At 63.7% G+C, this 17,978-nt stretch carries 15 protein-coding genes and 1 tRNA gene; 13 read left to right on the top strand and 3 right to left on the bottom strand.

Translation table 11 applies throughout. From position 1 onward, the window contains the following. Positions 1-69: 69 nt before the first annotated feature. Entirely contained in the window at positions 70-2,958 is a 2,889-nt protein-coding gene (gene polA, locus AC07VS_RS02640; RefSeq protein ID WP_494750168.1) for a DNA polymerase I, read from the bottom strand. A 33-nt stretch (positions 2,959-2,991) separates the two neighbouring features. Between polA and AC07VS_RS02635 the strand changes: the two genes are divergently transcribed. The 3 genes from AC07VS_RS02635 to AC07VS_RS02625 are packed head-to-tail and all read left to right on the top strand — an operon-like array spanning position 2,992 to position 5,142. Continuing rightward, positions 2,992-3,360 (top strand): hypothetical protein, encoded by a 369-nt coding sequence (locus AC07VS_RS02635; RefSeq protein WP_494750167.1) that lies wholly within the window; start codon positions 2,992-2,994, stop codon positions 3,358-3,360. Between the two features lie 18 nt (positions 3,361-3,378). Beyond that, positions 3,379-4,341: a homoserine kinase gene (locus tag AC07VS_RS02630; protein WP_492346720.1), complete on the top strand. Its 963-nt coding sequence runs from the start codon at positions 3,379-3,381 to the stop codon at positions 4,339-4,341. Between the two features lie 15 nt (positions 4,342-4,356). After that, entirely contained in the window at positions 4,357-5,142 is a 786-nt protein-coding gene (locus AC07VS_RS02625; protein ID WP_492346719.1) for a BPSS1780 family membrane protein, read from the top strand. Between the two features lie 7 nt (positions 5,143-5,149). Here the strand turns inward: AC07VS_RS02625 and AC07VS_RS02620 are convergent, their stop codons facing one another. After that, positions 5,150-7,615 carry a UvrD-helicase domain-containing protein gene (locus AC07VS_RS02620; RefSeq protein ID WP_494750166.1) on the bottom strand — a complete coding sequence of 822 codons (2,466 nt, stop codon included), beginning with the start codon at positions 7,613-7,615 and terminating at the stop codon, positions 5,150-5,152. Between the two features lie 43 nt (positions 7,616-7,658). After that, positions 7,659-8,546: a MurR/RpiR family transcriptional regulator gene (locus AC07VS_RS02615; RefSeq protein WP_494656311.1), complete on the bottom strand. Its 888-nt coding sequence runs from the start codon at positions 8,544-8,546 to the stop codon at positions 7,659-7,661. 105 nt (positions 8,547-8,651) lie between these two features. On the opposite strand from AC07VS_RS02615, the gene AC07VS_RS02610 reads away from it, so the two are divergent. The 10 genes from AC07VS_RS02610 (at position 8,652) to AC07VS_RS02565 (ending at position 17,903) form a co-directional block, all read left to right on the top strand. Next, positions 8,652-9,839 (top strand): M20 family metallopeptidase, encoded by a 1,188-nt coding sequence (locus AC07VS_RS02610; protein ID WP_494750165.1) that lies wholly within the window; start codon positions 8,652-8,654, stop codon positions 9,837-9,839. Between the two features lie 34 nt (positions 9,840-9,873). Then, a complete protein-coding gene (locus AC07VS_RS02605; protein ID WP_492346715.1) occupies positions 9,874-10,890 on the top strand; it encodes a Bug family tripartite tricarboxylate transporter substrate binding protein in 1,017 nt (338 codons plus the stop codon). A 67-nt stretch (positions 10,891-10,957) separates the two neighbouring features. Next, entirely contained in the window at positions 10,958-11,680 is a 723-nt protein-coding gene (locus tag AC07VS_RS02600) for a hypothetical protein (RefSeq protein WP_494750164.1), read from the top strand. Between the two features lie 134 nt (positions 11,681-11,814). Next, a complete protein-coding gene (locus tag AC07VS_RS02595) occupies positions 11,815-12,792 on the top strand; it encodes a GMP reductase (RefSeq protein WP_494656308.1) in 978 nt (325 codons plus the stop codon). A 94-nt stretch (positions 12,793-12,886) separates the two neighbouring features. Continuing rightward, entirely contained in the window at positions 12,887-13,573 is a 687-nt protein-coding gene (locus tag AC07VS_RS02590) for a GntR family transcriptional regulator (RefSeq protein ID WP_492346712.1), read from the top strand. A gap of 158 nt (positions 13,574-13,731) precedes the next feature. Further along, complete coding sequence (locus AC07VS_RS02585) at positions 13,732-14,613, top strand: NAD(P)-dependent oxidoreductase (RefSeq protein ID WP_492346711.1); 882 nt, start codon at positions 13,732-13,734, stop codon at positions 14,611-14,613. 127 nt (positions 14,614-14,740) lie between these two features. After that, positions 14,741-14,816: transfer RNA gene (locus AC07VS_RS02580), tRNA-Lys, on the top strand. Between the two features lie 542 nt (positions 14,817-15,358). Beyond that, the gene (locus AC07VS_RS02575; protein ID WP_494750163.1) at positions 15,359-15,664 is read left to right on the top strand and encodes an XRE family transcriptional regulator; all 306 of its coding nucleotides are present in this window, start codon (positions 15,359-15,361) and stop codon (positions 15,662-15,664) included. After that, positions 15,664-16,947 (top strand): DNA cytosine methyltransferase, encoded by a 1,284-nt coding sequence (locus tag AC07VS_RS02570; RefSeq protein ID WP_494750162.1) that lies wholly within the window; start codon positions 15,664-15,666, stop codon positions 16,945-16,947. The genes AC07VS_RS02575 and AC07VS_RS02570 overlap by 1 nt, the downstream gene beginning before the upstream one ends. Before the next feature lie 119 nt (positions 16,948-17,066). Next, positions 17,067-17,903 carry a hypothetical protein gene (locus AC07VS_RS02565; protein ID WP_494750161.1) on the top strand — a complete coding sequence of 279 codons (837 nt, stop codon included), beginning with the start codon at positions 17,067-17,069 and terminating at the stop codon, positions 17,901-17,903. The last annotated feature ends 75 nt before the right edge of the window (positions 17,904-17,978 follow it).

Genomic DNA, 17,978 nt, shown 5'->3' with positions numbered 1-17,978 from the left:
TTACCAATGAAACGCGCCAAATGAGCATTTCTCTCATTTTTGCGCGCCCAGCGCCCACCCTGATCTCACTCAGTGGGCCTGGTCCCAGTTATGGCCCACGCCTACCTCGGCCAGCAGCGGCACCTGCAGGCTGGCCACACCGGCCATGACGGCCGGGATGGCCTGGCGCAACCAGTCCAGCTCGGACTCTGGCAGCTCGAACACCAATTCGTCGTGCACCTGCATGATCATGCGGGTGCCGCGCTGCTCGGCATCAAGCAATTTCTGCACCTGCACCATGCTCATCTTGATCAGATCGGCGGCCGTGCCCTGCATCGGCGCGTTGATGGCCGCGCGCTCGGCGCCAGCGCGGCGCGGGCCGTTGGGTGAGTTGATCTCAGGCAGGTACAGGCGACGGCCGAACACGGTTTCGACATAGCCCTGCGCCTTGGCCTGGGCGCGGGTGTCGTCCATGTAACGGCGCACGCCCGGGTAGCGCTGGAAGTAGCGGTCGATGTAGGCGGCAGCGGCCTTGGTCTCGATGCCCAGGCTTTTGGCCAGGCCAAAGCTGCTCATGCCGTAGATCAGGCCGAAGTTGATGGTCTTGGCATAGCGGCGCTGCTCGGTGCTGACCTGCTCCAGGGCCACGCCGAAGACCTCGGCCGCAGTGGCACGGTGCACGTCCAGGCCCTCGCGGAAGGCGTTCAGCAAGGCCTCGTCACCACTGAGGTGGGCCATGATGCGCAACTCGATCTGCGAATAGTCGGCACTGGCGATCAGGCGACCTGCCGGGGCCACGAAGGCCTCGCGCACCCGCCGGCCCTCAGCCGTGCGGATGGGGATGTTCTGCAGGTTGGGGTCGTTGCTGGACAGGCGTCCGGTCACGGCCACCGCCTGCGCATAGTGGGTGTGCACACGGCCGTCACGCGGCAGCGCCAGCAGGGCCAGCTTGTCGGTGTAGGTGCCCTTGAGCTTGGACAGGCTGCGGTGCTCCAGGATGCGCGCCGGCAGCGGGTAGTCTTCGGCCAGCTTCTCAAGCACCTCTTCGTCGGTGCTGCGGGCGCCGGTGGCGGTCTTCTTGATCACCGGCAGGCCCAGCTTGTCGAAGAAGATTTCGCCCAACTGTTTGGGGCTGCTCAGGTTGAAAGGCTGGCCGGCGATCTCGTAAGCCTCGGTTTCGAGCTGCAGGATGCGCTGCCCCAGGTCATGGCTTTGCTGCTGCAGGGTGGGGGCGTCGATCAGCACGCCGTTGCGTTCGATGCGGTAAAGCGCCTCGCTGCTGGCGATCTCCAGCTCGTAGATCTCGCGCAGGCGTGGCAGGGCCTGCAGCTGCGGCCACAACACCTGGTGCACGGCCAGGGTCAGATCGGCATCCTCGCAGGCGTACTGCGAGGCCCGGTCGATGGCCACCTGGCTGAACGGGATCTGGTGCACGCCTTTGCCGCACAGGTCTTCGTAGCTCAGGCCGCTGCGCCCCACATGGCGTTCGGCCAGGCTGCTCAGGCCGTGCGGTTTGTGCACTTCCAGCACGTAGCTTTGCAGCATGGTGTCGTGCACATAGCCCTGCACCTCGATGCCGTGGTTGGCAAACACATGGCGGTCGTACTTGATGTGCTGGCCCAGCTTGGGCCGGCTGGCGTCCTCCAGCCAGGGCTTGAGTCGGGCCAGCACCTCGTCGCGCGGCAACTGGGCCGGGGCATCGGGGTAGTCATGGCCCAGGGGCACATAGGCGGCGGCGCCCTCTTGCACACTGAGGCTGAGGCCCACGATCTCGGCGCGCATGGCATCCAGCGAGGAGGTCTCGGTGTCAATGGAGCACAGCTCGGCACTTTGCAGCAGGGTCAGCCAGCGCTCGAAGGCCGGCCAGTCGAGCACGGTTTCGTAGTGCTCGTTGGCCACGGCCACCGCATCGCCCTCGGCAGCCGGGGCCGGATCGGCGAACAAATCACCAGTGCCACCCTCATCGGCAGGCGCCGAGGCTGGTTTGGAGGATGCCTTGGCCTTGGCCAGGGCCGGCGCGGCCACAGCGGCCCCGCCCAGGTTGCGGGCCAGGCCCTTGAAGCCATATTGCTCGTAAAACGTGCGCAGGGGCTCGTTTTGCGGCGCCCGCAGGGCCAGGGTGGAGAAGTCGGGCAGGCCGGGCACCCAGGCCTGCAGATCACAGTCGGTCTTGATGGTGACCAGTTGACGCCCGGTGGGCAGCCAGCCCAGGGTGTTGCGCAGGTTTTCGCCCGCCACACCCTTGATCTCACCGGCCCGCGCCATCAGGGCCTCCAGCGAGCCGTACTCAGCCAGCCACTTGGCCGCCGTCTTGGGGCCCACCTTGGGGACGCCGGGCACGTTGTCCACGGTGTCGCCCACCAGGGCCTGAAAATCGATCATCAGCGACGGCGGCACGCCGAACTCGGCGGTGACACCAGCCACATCGCGCCTCTTGCCGTTCATCGTGTCAATGATGGTGATGTGCTCGTTCACCAACTGGGACAGGTCCTTGTCGCCGCTGGACACCACCACCGTCAGCCCCTGGCGGGCAGCGCCCACGGCCAGGGTGCCGATCACGTCATCGGCCTCGACGCCGGGCACATCGAGCACGGTCCAGCCCATCAGGCGCACCACCTCGTGGATGGGCTCGATCTGGCTGCGCAGATCGTCGGGCATGGGCGCGCGCTGGGCCTTGTACTCGGGGTAGATCTCGTCGCGAAAGGTGGGGCCCTTGGCATCGAAGATGCACACGGCGTAGTCGGCAGGCACCTCCTTGCGCAGGCTCTGCATCATGTTGATCATGCCGCGGATGGCCCCGGTGGCCGGGCTGCCCGGGTCACCTGGCACGGCACGCAGGTCGGGCATGGCGTGAAAGGCGCGGTAAAGGTAGCTGGAGCCGTCCACCAGCAGCAGGGTGGGCGGGGCGCTGGCGGCATTGCCAGCGGAACCGGTCTCGGCGGTGGCTTGTTCGGCGGGGTCGTGGGCTTCGTCTTGCATGGACGCGATTGTGCATTGCCTACAATCAAGTCCATGCGCGCCCTTACCCTTTCTCTCATTTACCCGCTGGCTGCTGCGGCAGCCCTCCTGTGCGGCCCGCTGGCGCGGGCCCAGGCCCAGGCCCAGGCCCCGGCCACGCCAGCGGCCGCCACGGCACCCGCCGCTCCCGCAGCCCAGAAGGGCGATCAGCGCATCCAGCACATCCATGTCGAAGACAGTGGCAGCAAAGTGGACGAAGTGCGCTACGGCGGCCACACCCAGAGCGTGACCGTGCAACCCAAGGGCAGCCAGTTGCCCGAGTACGAAGTGCTGTCCAACGACGGCTCGCGGGCCCGCCCCCTGACGCTGGAGGGCAACAACGGCCCGCTGGGTCAGCGCGTGTGGAACGTGTTCAAGTTCTGAAACCCATTTTTTCGACCGATGGCTGTATTTACCGAAGTCTCTCGCGAAGAGGCACAGAAACTCATGCGCCGCCTGAACCTGGGCGAGCTGACCGACCTGCGTGGCATCGAGGGCGGCATTGAAAACACCAATTACTTTGCCAGTGCCGAGCACGATGGCGTGGCGAATCACTATGTGCTGACCCTGTTCGAGCGCCTGACGGCCGAACAGTTGCCGTTCTACCTGTACCTGATGAAGCACCTGGCCCAGGCGGGTATCCCGGTGCCCGACCCGCAGGCCGACGCCCGCGGTGAGGTGCTGCATCAGGTGTGCAGCAAGCCGGCGGCCGTGGTCAACCGCCTGCAGGGCAAAAGCCAGTTGGCCCCCCAGGCGGTGCACTGTGCGGCGGTGGGCGACATGCTGGCCCGCATGCACCTGGCGGGGCGCGACTACGATCGCCAGCAGCCCAACCTGCGCGGCCTGCCCTGGTGGAACGAAACCGTGCCCGTGGTGCTGCCCTACCTGGAGCCCGCACAGGCCGACCTGTTGAAGGCCGAACTGGCGTTTCAGAACCACACCGCCGCGTCAGCTGACTTTGCGGCCTTGCCGCGTGGACCAGTGCATGCCGACCTGTTCCGCGACAACGTGATGTTCGACGGTGAGCGCCTGACCGGCTTTTTCGACTTCTACTTTGCAGGCGTGGACAGCTGGCTGTTCGATGTGGCGGTGTGCCTGAACGACTGGTGCATCGACCTGGCCAGCGGCCACCACGACACCGCTCGGGCGCAGGCCTTCGTCGAGGCTTATGCGGCGGTCCGCCCCTTCACGGCGGCCGAGCGGGCGTTGTTCCCGGCCCTGCTGCGGGCGGGTGCCTTGCGCTTCTGGATCTCACGCCTGTGGGACTATCACCTGCCACGCGAGGCCGCCATGCTCAAGCCGCACGACCCGACCCATTTCGAGCGGGTGCTGCGCGAGCGCATCGCTGCCCCTTGGCGCCCCTGAGCCTCAGAGCCCCCCATGAAACTCAACATCGTTCCTGCACGCACCGGCCTTTTGTGGGTCAAACAGGGCATGAGGGCTTTTTTCAAGCAGCCCATCGCCCTGTCTGGCCTGTTCTTCATGTTCATGGCCGTGATCTCGATGTGCACGATCCTGCCCTGGATCGGCAGCGTGCTGGCCCTGGTGCTGATCCCCGGTGCCACCCTGGGCATGATGGCGGCCAGCCATGAGGCCTCGCGCGGGCGCTTTCCGATGCCCACCATCCTGGTGACGGCATTTCGTGCCGGCCACCAGCAGATGCGCTCGATGCTGGTGCTGGGCGCCCTGTACGCGGCCGGCTTTGTGGGCCTGCTGGGGCTGACGGCCTTGCTCGATGGCGGGCAGTTCGCCCAGCTCTACCTGGTGGGTGGGCGCATCAGCGCCGACCTGCTCAATGACGATCGCTTTCTGGGCGCGATGTGGCTGTTCACCCTGGGCTACCTGCCGCTGTCGCTGCTGTTCTGGCATGCCCCGGCGCTGGTGCACTGGGACCACGTGCCCCCCGTGAAAAGCCTGTTCTTCAGCCTGGTGGCCTGCTGGCGCAACAAGGGGGCCTTCACGATGTTCGGGCTGGCCTGGATGGGCGTGCTGACCACCGGGCTGTTGCTGGCCAGTGTGGTGGGCGGCCTGCTGGGCCCGCTGATCGGCAGCACGCTGGTCATGGTGGCCATGCTGGTGCTGCTGGCCATGTTCTTTGCGTCGCTGGTGTTCACCTTCCGCGACTGCTTTGCGCTGCAGGCGCCGGTGGTCGACACCAGCGCCTGAGGCCAGGTCAAATCACGGTCAGCTTGGCCACGCTGAGCGCCAGCCACTTGACGCCGTGGCGCGGAAAGTTGACCTGGGCCCGGGCATCGGTGCCGCTGCCGTCCACCGTGAGCACCTGGCCCTCGCCGAACTTGTTGTGAAACACCCGCATGCCGGCGCGCAGGCCCTGAGGCGGTTCGGCCTTTTGCGGTGGCAGCGGGGCCGGTGCCGCCGCGGTGTAGGACGAAAAATCGGGCAGGCTGCTGCGCGAGCCCCCGAACGATGAACCACCGCCCGAACGGGCCCCTCCGCCAAAACCGCCCCCAACCCCCCCCCCAGAGGGTGCCGAGAACCCCTGCTGCTTGGGCGTGAGCCACTTGAGTGCGGTTTCGGGCAACTCTTCAAAAAAGCGGCTGCGCAGGTTGTAGCGGGTCTGGCCGTGCAGCATGCGGGTTTGCGAATGGCTCAGGTACAGGCGTTTGCGGGCCCGGGTGATGGCCACATACATCAGGCGTCGCTCTTCCTCCAGGCCCTCGTAATCGCTCATCGAGTTCTCGTGCGGGAACAGGCCTTCTTCGAGCCCGGTGATGAACACCGCATCAAATTCAAGCCCCTTGGACGAGTGCACGGTCATGAGCTGCACCGCATCCTGGCCGGCCTGGGCCTGGTTGTCGCCGGCCTCCAGGGCGGCGTGGGTCAGGAAGGCGGCCAAAGGCGACAGGGTTTCGCCCGTCTCGGCATCCGGCGGCAGCGGGTCGTCGGCCTGGATCAGCGGGCGGCTCAGGTCCAGGCCCTGGCTGGCCGGTGACTGGGTCAGGGACTGGCTGAGCGTGGCCACCTGCTGCTCGGCCGACATGGCCACGGCGTCGCGGCCAAAGCCTTCCTGGGTGACAAAGCTTTCGGCGGCGTTGACCAGTTCCTCCAGGTTTTCCAGCCGGTCAGCGCCTTCGCGGTCGGCCTTGTAGTGCTCGACCAGATCGCTCTGCGCCAGCACCAGCTCGATGATCTCGCGCAGGGTCTTGCCCTCGGTCTGCTCGCGCATCACGTCGATGCGGGCCACAAAGGCAGCGATGTTGGTGCCCGCCTTGCCACTCAGGGCGCTGACCGCATCGTGCAGGGAGCAACCGGCCGACCGGGCCGCGTCCTGCAACTGCTCGATGCTGCGCGCGCCAATGCCGCGGGGCGGAAAGTTGACCACGCGCAGAAAGCTGGTGTCGTCGTTGGGGTTCTCCAGCAGGCGCAGGTAGGCCAGGGCGTGCTTGATTTCGGCCCGCTCGAAGAAGCGCAGGCCGCCGTACACGCGGTAGGGGATGCCGTTGTTGAACAGGCCGGTTTCGATCACCCGGCTTTGCGCATTGCTGCGGTACAGCACCGCAATCTCCTTGCGCTCAAAACCGGGTTCGCTGCCCTGATCCCGGATCAGGTTCTTGATCTCGTCGATCATCCAGGTGGCCTCGGCGAAATCGCTGCTGGCCTCGAACACCCGCACCGGCTCGCCCGGGCCCTGGTTGGTGCGCAGGGTTTTGCCCAGGCGCTTCTTGTTGTGGCTGATCAGCTCGTTGGCCGAGTCGAGGATGTTGCTGTAGCTGCGGTAGTTCTGCTCGAGCTTGATCTGGTGGCGCACCTGGAACTCGCGCACAAAATCGGCCATGTTGCCCACGCGGGCGCCACGGAAGGCATAGATGCTCTGGTCGTCGTCGCCCACGGCCAGCACCGCATTGCCCTCGCCGCACAGCATCTTGATCCAGGCGTACTGCAGCTTGTTGGTGTCCTGGAACTCGTCGATCATGATGTGGCGGAAGCGCCGCTGGTAGTGCTCGCGCACGGGGTCGTTGTCGCGCAGCAACTCGTAGCTGCGCAGCATCAGTTCGCCAAAGTCGACCACGCCCTCGCGCTGGCACTGCTCTTCATAGAGTTGGTAGATCTCGACCTTCTTGCGGGTTTCTTCATCACGGGCCTCGACCATGGCCGGGCGCAGGCCATCTTCCTTGCAGCCCGAGATGAACCACTGGGTCTGCTTGGCCGGAAAACGCTCGTCGTCGACGTTGTATTGCTTCATCAGCCGCTTGATGGCCGAAAGCTGATCCTGCGTGTCGAGGATCTGGAAGCTCTGCGGCAGGTTGGCCAGCTTCCAGTGCGCACGCAGAAAGCGATTGCAAAGGCCGTGGAAAGTACCGATCCACATGCCGCGCACGTTCACGGGCAGCATGGCGCCCAGGCGCAGCAGCATCTCTTTGGCGGCCTTGTTGGTGAACGTGACCGCCATCAGCCCGCCCGGCGTGACCTGGCCGGTCTGCAGCAGCCAGGCGATGCGGGTGGTCAACACCCGGGTCTTGCCCGATCCGGCCCCGGCCAGGATCAGCGCGTGCTCAGGCGGCAGGGTGACGGCCTGGCGTTGTTCGTCATTGAGTTGGGCCAGCAGCGGCGAGGCCATCGCGGCGGGCGCAGGGGTGGCGGGCGCCGGCGCGTCGAACAGGGAATTTTGCGGGGACATGGCGTCATTGTAGAAAGCCGCACTCAGGTGGGCGGCGCCGCGCTCAACGGCCGGGGTTGGGCGGCCGGATCGGGTCGAGCACCAGGTCCTTCTGGAAGCCCTGCCAGAGCTCGTCGCGCCGCTGCAAGGCCTGGCTTACCGCCTCGCTGCGGCCCTGGGCCACGGCGCTGACCAGTGCATTGCACAAAAAGAAGGCCGCGGTGTACGAGTCGAAGGGCGAGGCATTGGCGGTGTGCACCTGCAACCAGTGGCTGGCGTGCTCAATCACCGGGGCGGCCGGGCCGTCGGTGAGGGCCAGCACCTCGCAGCCCTGGCGCCGGAAATGCCGGGCCGCGTGCAGCGCACTGGCGGAGTACCGGCGGATGGTGAACACCAGCAGCACATCGGGCGGCTCCACCCACAAGAGTTTGTCGACCACGGCCGGCGCCCCGGCGCTGAGGTCGTGCACGCCAGGGCGGCACATGTTGAGGTGGGCCACCAGGTAGGCGCCGATCGGGGCGCTGTTCTTTTCGGCCATCACGAACAGGCGCCCGCGGGGCTGGCTCAGGCATTCCACCACCTTGGCAAACACCGGCAAGTCAATGCCGTCACGGGTGGCGGCCAGGTTGTGCTGGTCGTGCAGCAAGGCGTCGTCGATGCACTCATGCAGGCTGCGGTGCGCGCCCAGGGTGGCGCTGGCCCGCTGTCCTGCCGAGTGCAGCCGCGTGCTGACCACACCACGCGCCTCGCGCCGCACCTCGGCCAGGCTGGCATAGCCCAGCTTGGCAAACAGGCGCACCACGGTCGAGGCGCTGGTGCCCACCGCGGCGGCCATGGCACTGGCCGAGTCCAGCACGCTGTCGGGGTAGCCGCGCATGAGGCCGTCGGCCAGGGCACGCTCGCTGGCGGTCAGGGTGTTGGCATGGCGCACCAGGCGCTCGGTCAGAAGCATGTCGGTCTCTCAAAAAACAACGGACGGCGGGGCCAAGCATAGCGATGGCATTGCAATAAATATTGCAGTGAATATGATTTGTGAAATATTTATTTCAAACACGCCATGACTCAAGTCCCTTCTACCCCGGCCCAAGCCCCTTCCAATGCCGAACAGCGCCGCCAGGTCTGCGATTGGCTGGCAAGCCAGCGCGGCGAGATGGAAGCCATGCTGGCGCGCATCGTCAACACCGACAGCGGCAGCCGCCAGAGCGCCGGCATTGAGCAAGTGGCCAGCCTGCTGCGTGCGCCGCTGGAGCAGGCCGGCTGGCGCACCGAATGGCTGACCCAGCCCGGCTACGGCGCCTGCCTGCAGGCCGAGCTGCCCGGGCAAGACCCCCAGGCCGCCCCGGTGCTGCTGCTGGGCCACATGGACACGGTGTTTCCGGCGGGCACCGCCGCCGCCCGCCCCTACCGGGTGGAAGACGGCAAGGCCTTCGGCCCCGGCGTGGCCGACATGAAATCAGGCCTGGTGCTGCACACCTGGGTGGCCCAGGCCCTGGCCCGCAGCGGCGGCGCGCCCCGGCCGCTGCGACTGTTCTTCTCGTGCGACGAAGAGATCGGCTCGCCCGCCACGCGCGGCGCCATCCGCCAGGCCGCCCAGGGCTGCCACGCAGTACTCAATGCCGAGCCCGGCCGCATCAGCGGCAATGTGGTGACCTCGCGCAAGGGCTCGTGCGTGACCGTGTTCGAGGTGGAGGGCGTGGCCGCCCACGCCGGCATCAACCCGGCCCAGGGCGCCAGTGCCATCGGCGCGCTGGCGCTCAAAATCGTGGCCCTGCACGCCCTCAATGGCCGGGAAGACGGTGTGACGACCAATGTGGGCCACATCGAGGGCGGCATGGCGGCCAATGTGGTGGCCCCGCTGGCCCGCGCCCAGCTCGACCTGCGCTACACCGCCGACACCAACCTGCCGCGTCTGCTGGAGACGGTGCGCCAGATCATCGAAGCCCCCAGCCTGGAACGCACCCGCGGCCGCATCATCGAACAACACAGCACCCTGCCCATGGCCCCCACCCCGGCGCCGTTGCTGCAGCTGTACCAGCGCAGTGCCGCCGAAGCCGGCTTTGTGGTCGAGGGCGAATTCACCGGGGGTGCGGCCGACAGCGGCATCACCTCGTCGATGGGCATCCCGACCCTGTGCGCACTGGGCCCCGTGGGGGGCTACGCCCACAGCGAACGCGAGTTCTGCCTGCTCGACACCCTGGTGCCCCGCGCCCAGGCCCTGGCACTGACGGTGCTCGGGCTGACCTGACCTGATTTTTAGCCTCTGAACTGGAGCCCACCCCATGAAGCACACCCCCCTGTCTGCACTGCCCCTGATGCCACGCCGCCGCCTGTTGGCCGGTGGCCTGGGCCTGGCCGCACTGTCCAACCCGCTGGCCAGCCTGGCCGACGGCGACAAATACCCCTCGCGCCCGATCAACCTGATCGTGCCCTTCCCGCCGGGCGGGTCGGTGGACGTGATGGCCCGCACCTATGCCGACCCGCTGGGGCGCCTGCTGGGCGTGCCCATCGTGATCGACCACAAACCGGGGGCCGGCGGCTCGATCGGCAGCCAGTTCGTGGCGCGCGCCAAGCCCGACGGCTACACCCTGGTGGTGTCTTCGCAGAGTAGCCACCTGGCCAACCCGCTGGTGCAGCCCAAGCTGGGCTACGACCCGATCAAGGATTTCGAATCGATCGCCATCCTGGGCCGCCAGCCCAATGTGCTGGTGGTACACCCCAGCCTGCCGGTGCGCACCTTCCAGGAGTTTCTGGCCTACGTGAAGGAACGCCCAGGCCAGCTCAACTTCTGCTCGGCAGGGGCCGGCAGCATGGGACAGTTGAACGTAGAGATGCTGATGCTCAACACCGGCATCAAGGCCACCCACGTGCCGTACAAGGGCGGCTCGCCGCTGATCACGGCCATTCTGAGCAACGAGGTGCAGTTTGCCCTGGACAACCTGGTGATCATGCTGCCCCACATCCAGGCCGGCAAGATGCGCGCCTTGGCCGTGGCCTCACCCACCCGACTGGCTCAGTTGCCTGACGTGCCCACCTTCACCGAACTGGGCCACGCCGGGCTGAACCAGACCTCCTGGACCGGGCTGGCCGCGCCGGCCAACACCCCGGCCCCGGTGGTGCAGGCCCTGTACAAGGCCGTGCGCGAGGTGGCCACCAGCGCTGCAATGCAGGACACCCTGAAGCAACGTGGCGTGATCGTCCCCGAGGAAATGTCGCCCAAGGACTTCGAGAAAATGATGGCCGATCGCCTGGTGGTGTATGGCGACGTGGTCCGCCGCGCGAACGTGAAACCCGAGTAAGCCCGGCCCGGCAAGGGCCGGACCGCCTGTGCGACCATCGGGCACTCACCCGACCTGGAGTTGCATCATGTTTCTTCGCGCCCCCGCCCTCGCCGGCCTGGCGGCCCTGACCACCCTGCTGGCGGGTGCCGCGGCCCAGGCTCAATCCACCTGCAGCAGCGATGACCAGGTCAGCCCGCGGGCTGTGCGCGAGCGCTTTCTGTCGGCCCAATGTGCCGACTGCTGGGGCGCGGCGGGATTGCCCATCCCGGCGGGCACCGTGGCGGTGGACTGGATCGTGCCCTCCGCCGAACAAGGCGACGAAGCTCCGCTGTCCGCCGCAGCCACCCGCGACAGCCTGGAGCGCTTGCCCAGTTGGGGCCTCACTGAAGAGGCCGTGCGGCAAAACACATCGGCTGCCCTTGAAAAATCACACGCCCCAGCCCCCCGGCAAGGCCGTCTGCGCGTGGCCCAGGGACAGGCCGTGAACGACTACATCGGAACGTCGGTGCAATGGCAATCGCACCACCGACAAGCAGGTCAAAGCCTTTGGCTGCTGCTGGTCGAAGCCCTGCCGGCGGGCACCGAGGGCTCACCCGTGGCCCGGCTTCTGGTGCGCAACAGCCTGAACCTCGAACTGCCCCGCGCAGGCCAAAAACCCTGGCGCGACCTGCGCGCCATGCGCATCCCTGAGGGAGCCAACCCCGAACGGCTGCGGCTGCTGGGCTGGGTACAGGATGCCCACGGGCGTATGCTGGCCATAAGCGAAACCGTATGCAAAAACGCCCCTGAAAGCGGGGCAGGTCGATAGAATCAATCACCGGGCCCAAGATTCTTGCGCCCGGTTTCTGCTGGCCGGCATCCACGATGCCTGCGCCCATCAGGCCGGTCTCAAGCCAAGCGCTCAATCGTTTTTCAACGACCCTTCTGGAGCTTGGTTTTCTCATGGAAATTTTCGACTACGACAACATCCTTCTGCTGCCGCGCCAATGCCGCGTGGAGAGCCGATCCGAGTGCGACGCCAGCGTCGAGCTGGGCGGACGCCGGTTCCGCCTGCCGGTGGTGCCAGCCAACATGAAGACGGTGGTCAATGAAAGCATCTGCCTGTGGCTGGCGCAGCACGGCTATTTCTACGTGATGCACCGCTTTGACATCGACAACGTGAAGTTCGTGCGGGAGATGCACGAGCAAGGCGCATTTGCCTCGATCTCGCTGGGCGTCAAGGCCCCGGACTACGAGACCGTCAACACCCTGGCTGCCGATGGTCTGGTGCCCGAATACATCACCATCGACATTGCGCACGGCCACGCCGAAAGCGTGAAGAACATGATCGGCCACATCAAGGCCAAACTGCCCACGGCCTTTGTGATCGCCGGCAATGTGGGCACACCCGAGGCCATCATCGACCTCGAGAACTGGGGTGCCGACGCCACCAAGGTCGGCATCGGCCCAGGCAAGGTGTGCATCACCAAGCTCAAGACCGGCTTTGGCACCGGCGGCTGGCAGCTCTCGGCACTGAAGTGGTGTGCCCGCGTGGCCACCAAACCCATCATTGCCGACGGGGGTATCCGCGAACATGGCGACATCGCCAAGAGCATCCGCTTTGGCGCCACCTTCGTGATGATCGGCTCGATGCTGGCCGGCCACGAAGAATCCCCGGGCGCCACCGTCGAGGTGGATGGCCGCCTCTACAAGGAATATTACGGCTCGGCCTCCGACTTCAACAAGGGCGAATACCGCCACGTGGAAGGCAAGCGCATCCTGGAGCCCGTCAAGGGCCAACTGGCCGACACCCTGATCGAGATGGAACAGGACGTGCAAAGCTCGATCAGCTACTCGGGTGGCAAGAAGCTGATGGACATCCGCAAGGTGAACTACGTGATCCTGGGCGGAGACAACGCAGGCGAACATCTGCTGATGTGACAGCGGGCCTGCACGGGCCCGGGCCACACCAAAGGGTAAACCCTTGTATGGGAGGGTGATGTTTGATCGTACTCTGTATACAGAATACATCATCATGCCGCAGCACCTCAGCCCTCTTGCCCCAAGCACCGATCTGGTCGATCAGGTGTACCGACGCCTGATCGACGCGATCGTCAGCGGCCACCTGCCCCCAGGTCAGCGAGTCACCCAAGAAGATCTGGCCAGCCAGTTGGCAGTCTCGCGCCAACCTGTGCTTCAGGCCATGCGCCTGCTCAAGAAGGAAAGTCTGCTGCTCGACGCACCCGGCCGGGGCTTGTTGGTGGCCCCCCTGGATGTACAGCGCGTGACCCAGGCTTACGAGGTACGCCAGGCGCTTGATGGTCTGGCCGCCGGGCTGGCCGCCCAGCGGCGGGCCATTCTGCCGCAGGTGCTTTTCGAGACTGGCCGGGCCGCCGTTGCAAGTGGCAGCATCCCGGCCATGATCGAGGCCGACTGGGCTTTTCACATGGCCTTGTACGAGGCCTCCGGCAACCCGATGATCGCCGACAGTGCCGCCCTGCACTGGCCTCATCTGCATCGCGCCATGGGCCAGGTCTTGCAAAGCGGCAGCCTGGCTGGCGGTGTGTGGGATGAACATCTGGCCATGGCTGAGGCCATCGCCGCGGGAGATGTCGACCGAGCCCAAGCGTTGATTCTTCAACACACCCAGCAAGCCCGCGACCACCTCACTGGACGACTGCACCAGGTGCTTCAACCCAGAGCGACCGAGTCCGTGCCATGAGCCCGCACCTTCGCGAGGCTGACCAAAGGCCACGTCGACAGCCCTTTGACAGCGAAGGTCGTTTCATTTCGTCGATCATCCCAGCTTGGACAACGATCCATGCGTCGATCGAGCCCCTCCCAGCATGAATGCCTCTTGACCCCATGACCTCAGCCCCAATGCCCCCCGTCCAAACCATTGCCGTGCTCGGCATCGGCCTCATGGGCTTCCCGTTGGCTCGCCGCCTTTGCGAAGCCGGCTATGCCGTCCACGTCTGGAATCGCAGCCGCGACAAGGCCGAGCGCGTACAACCCTTTGGCGCAACCGTGCACGACAGCCCTGGCGCCGCAGTGGCCCAGGCGGACCTCGTGGTCAGCATGCTGGAGAACGGCAGCGTGGTCGGCGACGTGCTTTTCCACCAAGGGGCGGCCGCCGCCATGCGCCCAGGCACCCTGGTGGTGGACATGGCCTCGATCAAGCCCGCCGAAGCACGCGACCATGCGGCCCGACTCAGCGAACGGGGCGTGGCCCACCTGGATGCGCCGGTCTCGGGCGGCACGGTCGGGGCGGAACAAGGCACGCTGGCCATCATGGCGGGCGGGCGCGCCGCCGACTACGAACGCGCCCTGCCCGTCTTCAAGGTGTTTGGCCGAGCCACCCATGTGGGCCCCCATGGCGCCGGCCAGTTGGCCAAGCTCGCCAACCAGATGATCGTCGGCATCACCATCGGCGCCGTGGCCGAAGCCCTGCTGTTTGCGGCCAAGGGCGGCGCCGACATGGCCAAGGTGCGCGAAGCCATCGGCGGCGGCTTTGCCGAGAGCCGCATCCTGCAACTGCACGGCCAGCGCATGGTCGAGCGCGACTTTGCCCCGCGTGCGCGCATGTCGGTGCAACTCAAGGACATGCGCAACGCCCTGGACACCGCCCAGGACATCGGCTTCGATGCCCCGGTCACCGCCCTGTTCGAATCGCTCTACGCCAGTGGCATCGAGCACGGCCTGACCGATCTGGACCACTCCGGCCTGTTCGTCGAACTGGCCAGCCGCAACGGCATGACCTGACCCGAATCGGCCCTGAACAAGATTTTTTAAAATTTTTGTTCAAAAGCTTGCAAAGCCCGAATTTTTCCATGCATAATAGAGGTCTTGGCGCAGTGCTGAACAGCAAAGCGGCAAGAAAACAAAGAGTGGGTTCTTAGCTCAGTTGGTAGAGCAGCGGACTCTTAATCCGTAGGTCGAGTGTTCGAGTCACTCAGGACCCACCACTCACAAGCCTTACAGGCACTACAAAGCCCGCTACGCAAACGCTAGCGGGCTTTGTTCTTTTCGGGATCGAAATGAGACACTTTATGAGACGCGTCTCATATCCAGTGTTTTGGGTGAACAAGATCCTTCCGCCCGTCAGATGCCACCCACCCCCATCGAGCCCACGTAAAAAGCCGTCAAATTCCGTGATCTGAAATGCACGAAAAACCGGCCACAGGGCCGCACCAGGGCTTGCGCTGCCCAGGGTAGGCAAGGCCGTCAAAAGAGGTCCATTAAGACCGAGGGCGCGGCGGGGTCTCGACCGCGCGCCGCAGAGTTAGCAAGACCCCATCCAACAAGATCTCGTCAAACCCAAGGGGCTGGCACCCTGCTTTTCAGCCTCGTGACGTTCGCGATCAATCGGCAACCGCCAGTGAGAGGCGCCAGACTCATGAACCCCTAAATTCCCAAACACATCATTTGATGTATAAAACAATATATTTGATGTGCTTTATAAATCAAACAATGTGTAAGATGTCATGTTTTCGCTATGATGGCGACCATGACCTACGAAGAATTCCGGAGGCAGCTTGGTAAGGCTGGGTTGAGCGTGAAAGCGTTTGCTGCGCTCATCAAGCAAACGCCCAACTCGATCACCAACCACGCGGCGCAGGGCGACGTACCGCCGCATTTGGCAATCATTGCTGCATTGATGGGCGATATGGCTGAGGGAAGTACAGATTTCCGAGGGACGCTCGAACGCATCGATTTCGAGTCCAGCAAGCCGCGTGGCGGCGCTACCAAGGGACGATTTGGCAGCAGCAAGCAGTCGGCCCTGGACCTAACATCTAACAACTCAGGTATCTGATGAGTCTCAAAAAATTTACCCGCCCAATCGGAATCGATCTTTTCTCAGGGGCCGGCGGCCTCAGTCTTGGTTTCGAGCAAGCGGGGTTTGACGTTGCGGCCTGTGTGGAAATTGATCCAATCCATGCCGCCGTACACAAGTACAACTTCCCCAAGTGCACGACACTTTGCCGTAGTGTTACGGAACTAAGCGGAGCGGAAATTCGGGCGGCAGCAGGCATCGGAAAGCAACCGGTCCACGTGGTATTTGGAGGCGCGCCGTGCCAGGGATTTTCCATGATTGGAAAACGCGCGCTCGATGACCCAAGGAATCAACTCGTCCATCACTTTGTTCGCCTTGTAGTGGAACTAAAGGCGGACTACTTCGTGTTCGAAAATGTGCGCGGGCTGACCGTTGGAAAACATAGGCAATTTCTTCAGGAAATCATCGAAGCATTCAAGACTCATGGCTACGATGTCCTTGAGCCGTACCAAGTATTAAATGCTGCCGATTATGGTGTGCCTCAAGACAGACGCCGACTTTTTCTGATTGGTTGCAAGAAGGGGCTTCAGCTACCAACGTACCCAAAGTCACGCACAGCCACTACGGTATGGGAAGCCATAGGCGACATCCCAAACGCAGATAACTTTGATGAATTGCTGTCTGGTGACAGCGTCAAGGCGAATTTTAAAAAAGGCTCCACGTATGCGCGTCAACTGCGTGGGCTTGAGTCGGACCCAGACAATTACGCATATGCTCGCAAGTATGAGCCAGGCATCTTGACATCTAGCGCAAGAACCGTCCACACGGAGCTATCGAAGAGTCGATTTCTTAATACCGAGCATGGCAAGACAGAGCCTGTCAGCCGCTTTCTGAAACTTGATCCCAAAGGTGTTTGCAACACGCTGCGTGCGGGTACTGATAGCGCACGTGGCGCGTTTACTTCGCCCCGGCCGATTCACCCATTCGAGCCACGGGTGATTACCGTACGCGAGGCTGCACGGTTGCACTCATATCCTGACTGGTTTCGATTTCATGCGACCAAATGGCATGGCTTCCGAGAGATCGGTAACTCGGTTCCACCGTTGCTTGGGCGCAGTGTGGCATCGTCGATCATCGCGGCGATGGGACATCAACCCGTCAAGCCAACTGAGGTTCTCGAGCGCGGTGACAACCGTCTGTTGAATCTTCTCATGACAGAAGCCGTATCGCTCTTCGGCTTGGAGAAGAGCCCTATCGCGAACCGTCAGAGGCTGGCATCATTGCCTTCTTCTATGGATAGGGATGAACGGATTGCTGCATGACAAGTTCGAAAAAGCGAAGACCAACAAGCAAAACTAGCGAGGACTCCCAAAAGAAGCGTGTGATCCGATCACTATTCGCCGCCCGTTGGGCGAGACGGAATGAGAGTCCACCACCGTCGATGGTGGTCACGCTTTCCGAAGTGCAAGAAGCAATTGAGCGTGCGAACAGAGTTTTGAAAAAACTCGACGCCAAACTGCTGAGCACTCGAAATCCAGCGAACTTCTTCAAGGACATTGTTCGTCGAGAAAAAGCTTACCGCTCCGCATGGCCCTCCAGTGCACTGAGAAGAGGCTTTATCGGCATGCAGGCTAAAGCTGGAAAAGAGGAAAAGGGCACACCAAAATTAGACAGTCCATGTTTCGAATTCGTGAAGGTGACGTCTAGTGATCCCATTGGAGACCTCTACCAAAAGGTTCCGGAATATCGGCGACCTGACGATATCGGTCTAGCTCGAATTTTCGATGTGCAGACTCTTGAGCTGCCAATTGAAGTACGGCGACTACAGCGAGATGATGAAACCTTCCTCTTGCAACTGATTGTCCGCCTGCGCGTAATTGAAACCCATCTGGGCATTGTTTCTCAGAAAAGGCTGGAAAGTCTTACCCACCTTCAAATGGGATTGAAACTGAGAGGAGCTGAGATCGATGCACTTTTTCTTGGCACCATCGGCAATGACTCTCAAAATAGCCAACGCGTTCTCGTTGCCCTCGAAGCAAAGGGAAAATCTGATGACATCCTAAAGAGTCAAATCGAGGATCAGGCACTCGCTGTTCTCAAGCTTGATGCCTTCAAAGAAGGTTTCGATCTAGTTGTGCCGATGGCGGCGAAACTTGTCGCGCCAAGTCGCATCTACGTCGTCGAGTACCGTTTTATCGAGCGGGACAACATCGTAGGTTTGGAGCAAGAATCCGAAGCGTTTTACGAATTCACGCCGCCACTGTCGGGTCTCGGATAGGTCAAGGCGCGCCGGCCGCCAAGTCCGCCTCGCCGCAAGCGCAGACGGTCGGTCTATGGGCACGATGGTCGCGAG

Source organism: Curvibacter sp. GW821-FHT01G03, assembly GCF_059422285.1.
The sequence above is the reverse complement of the archived record's forward strand: the minus strand, read 5'-3'. Positions and strand labels throughout refer to the sequence as shown.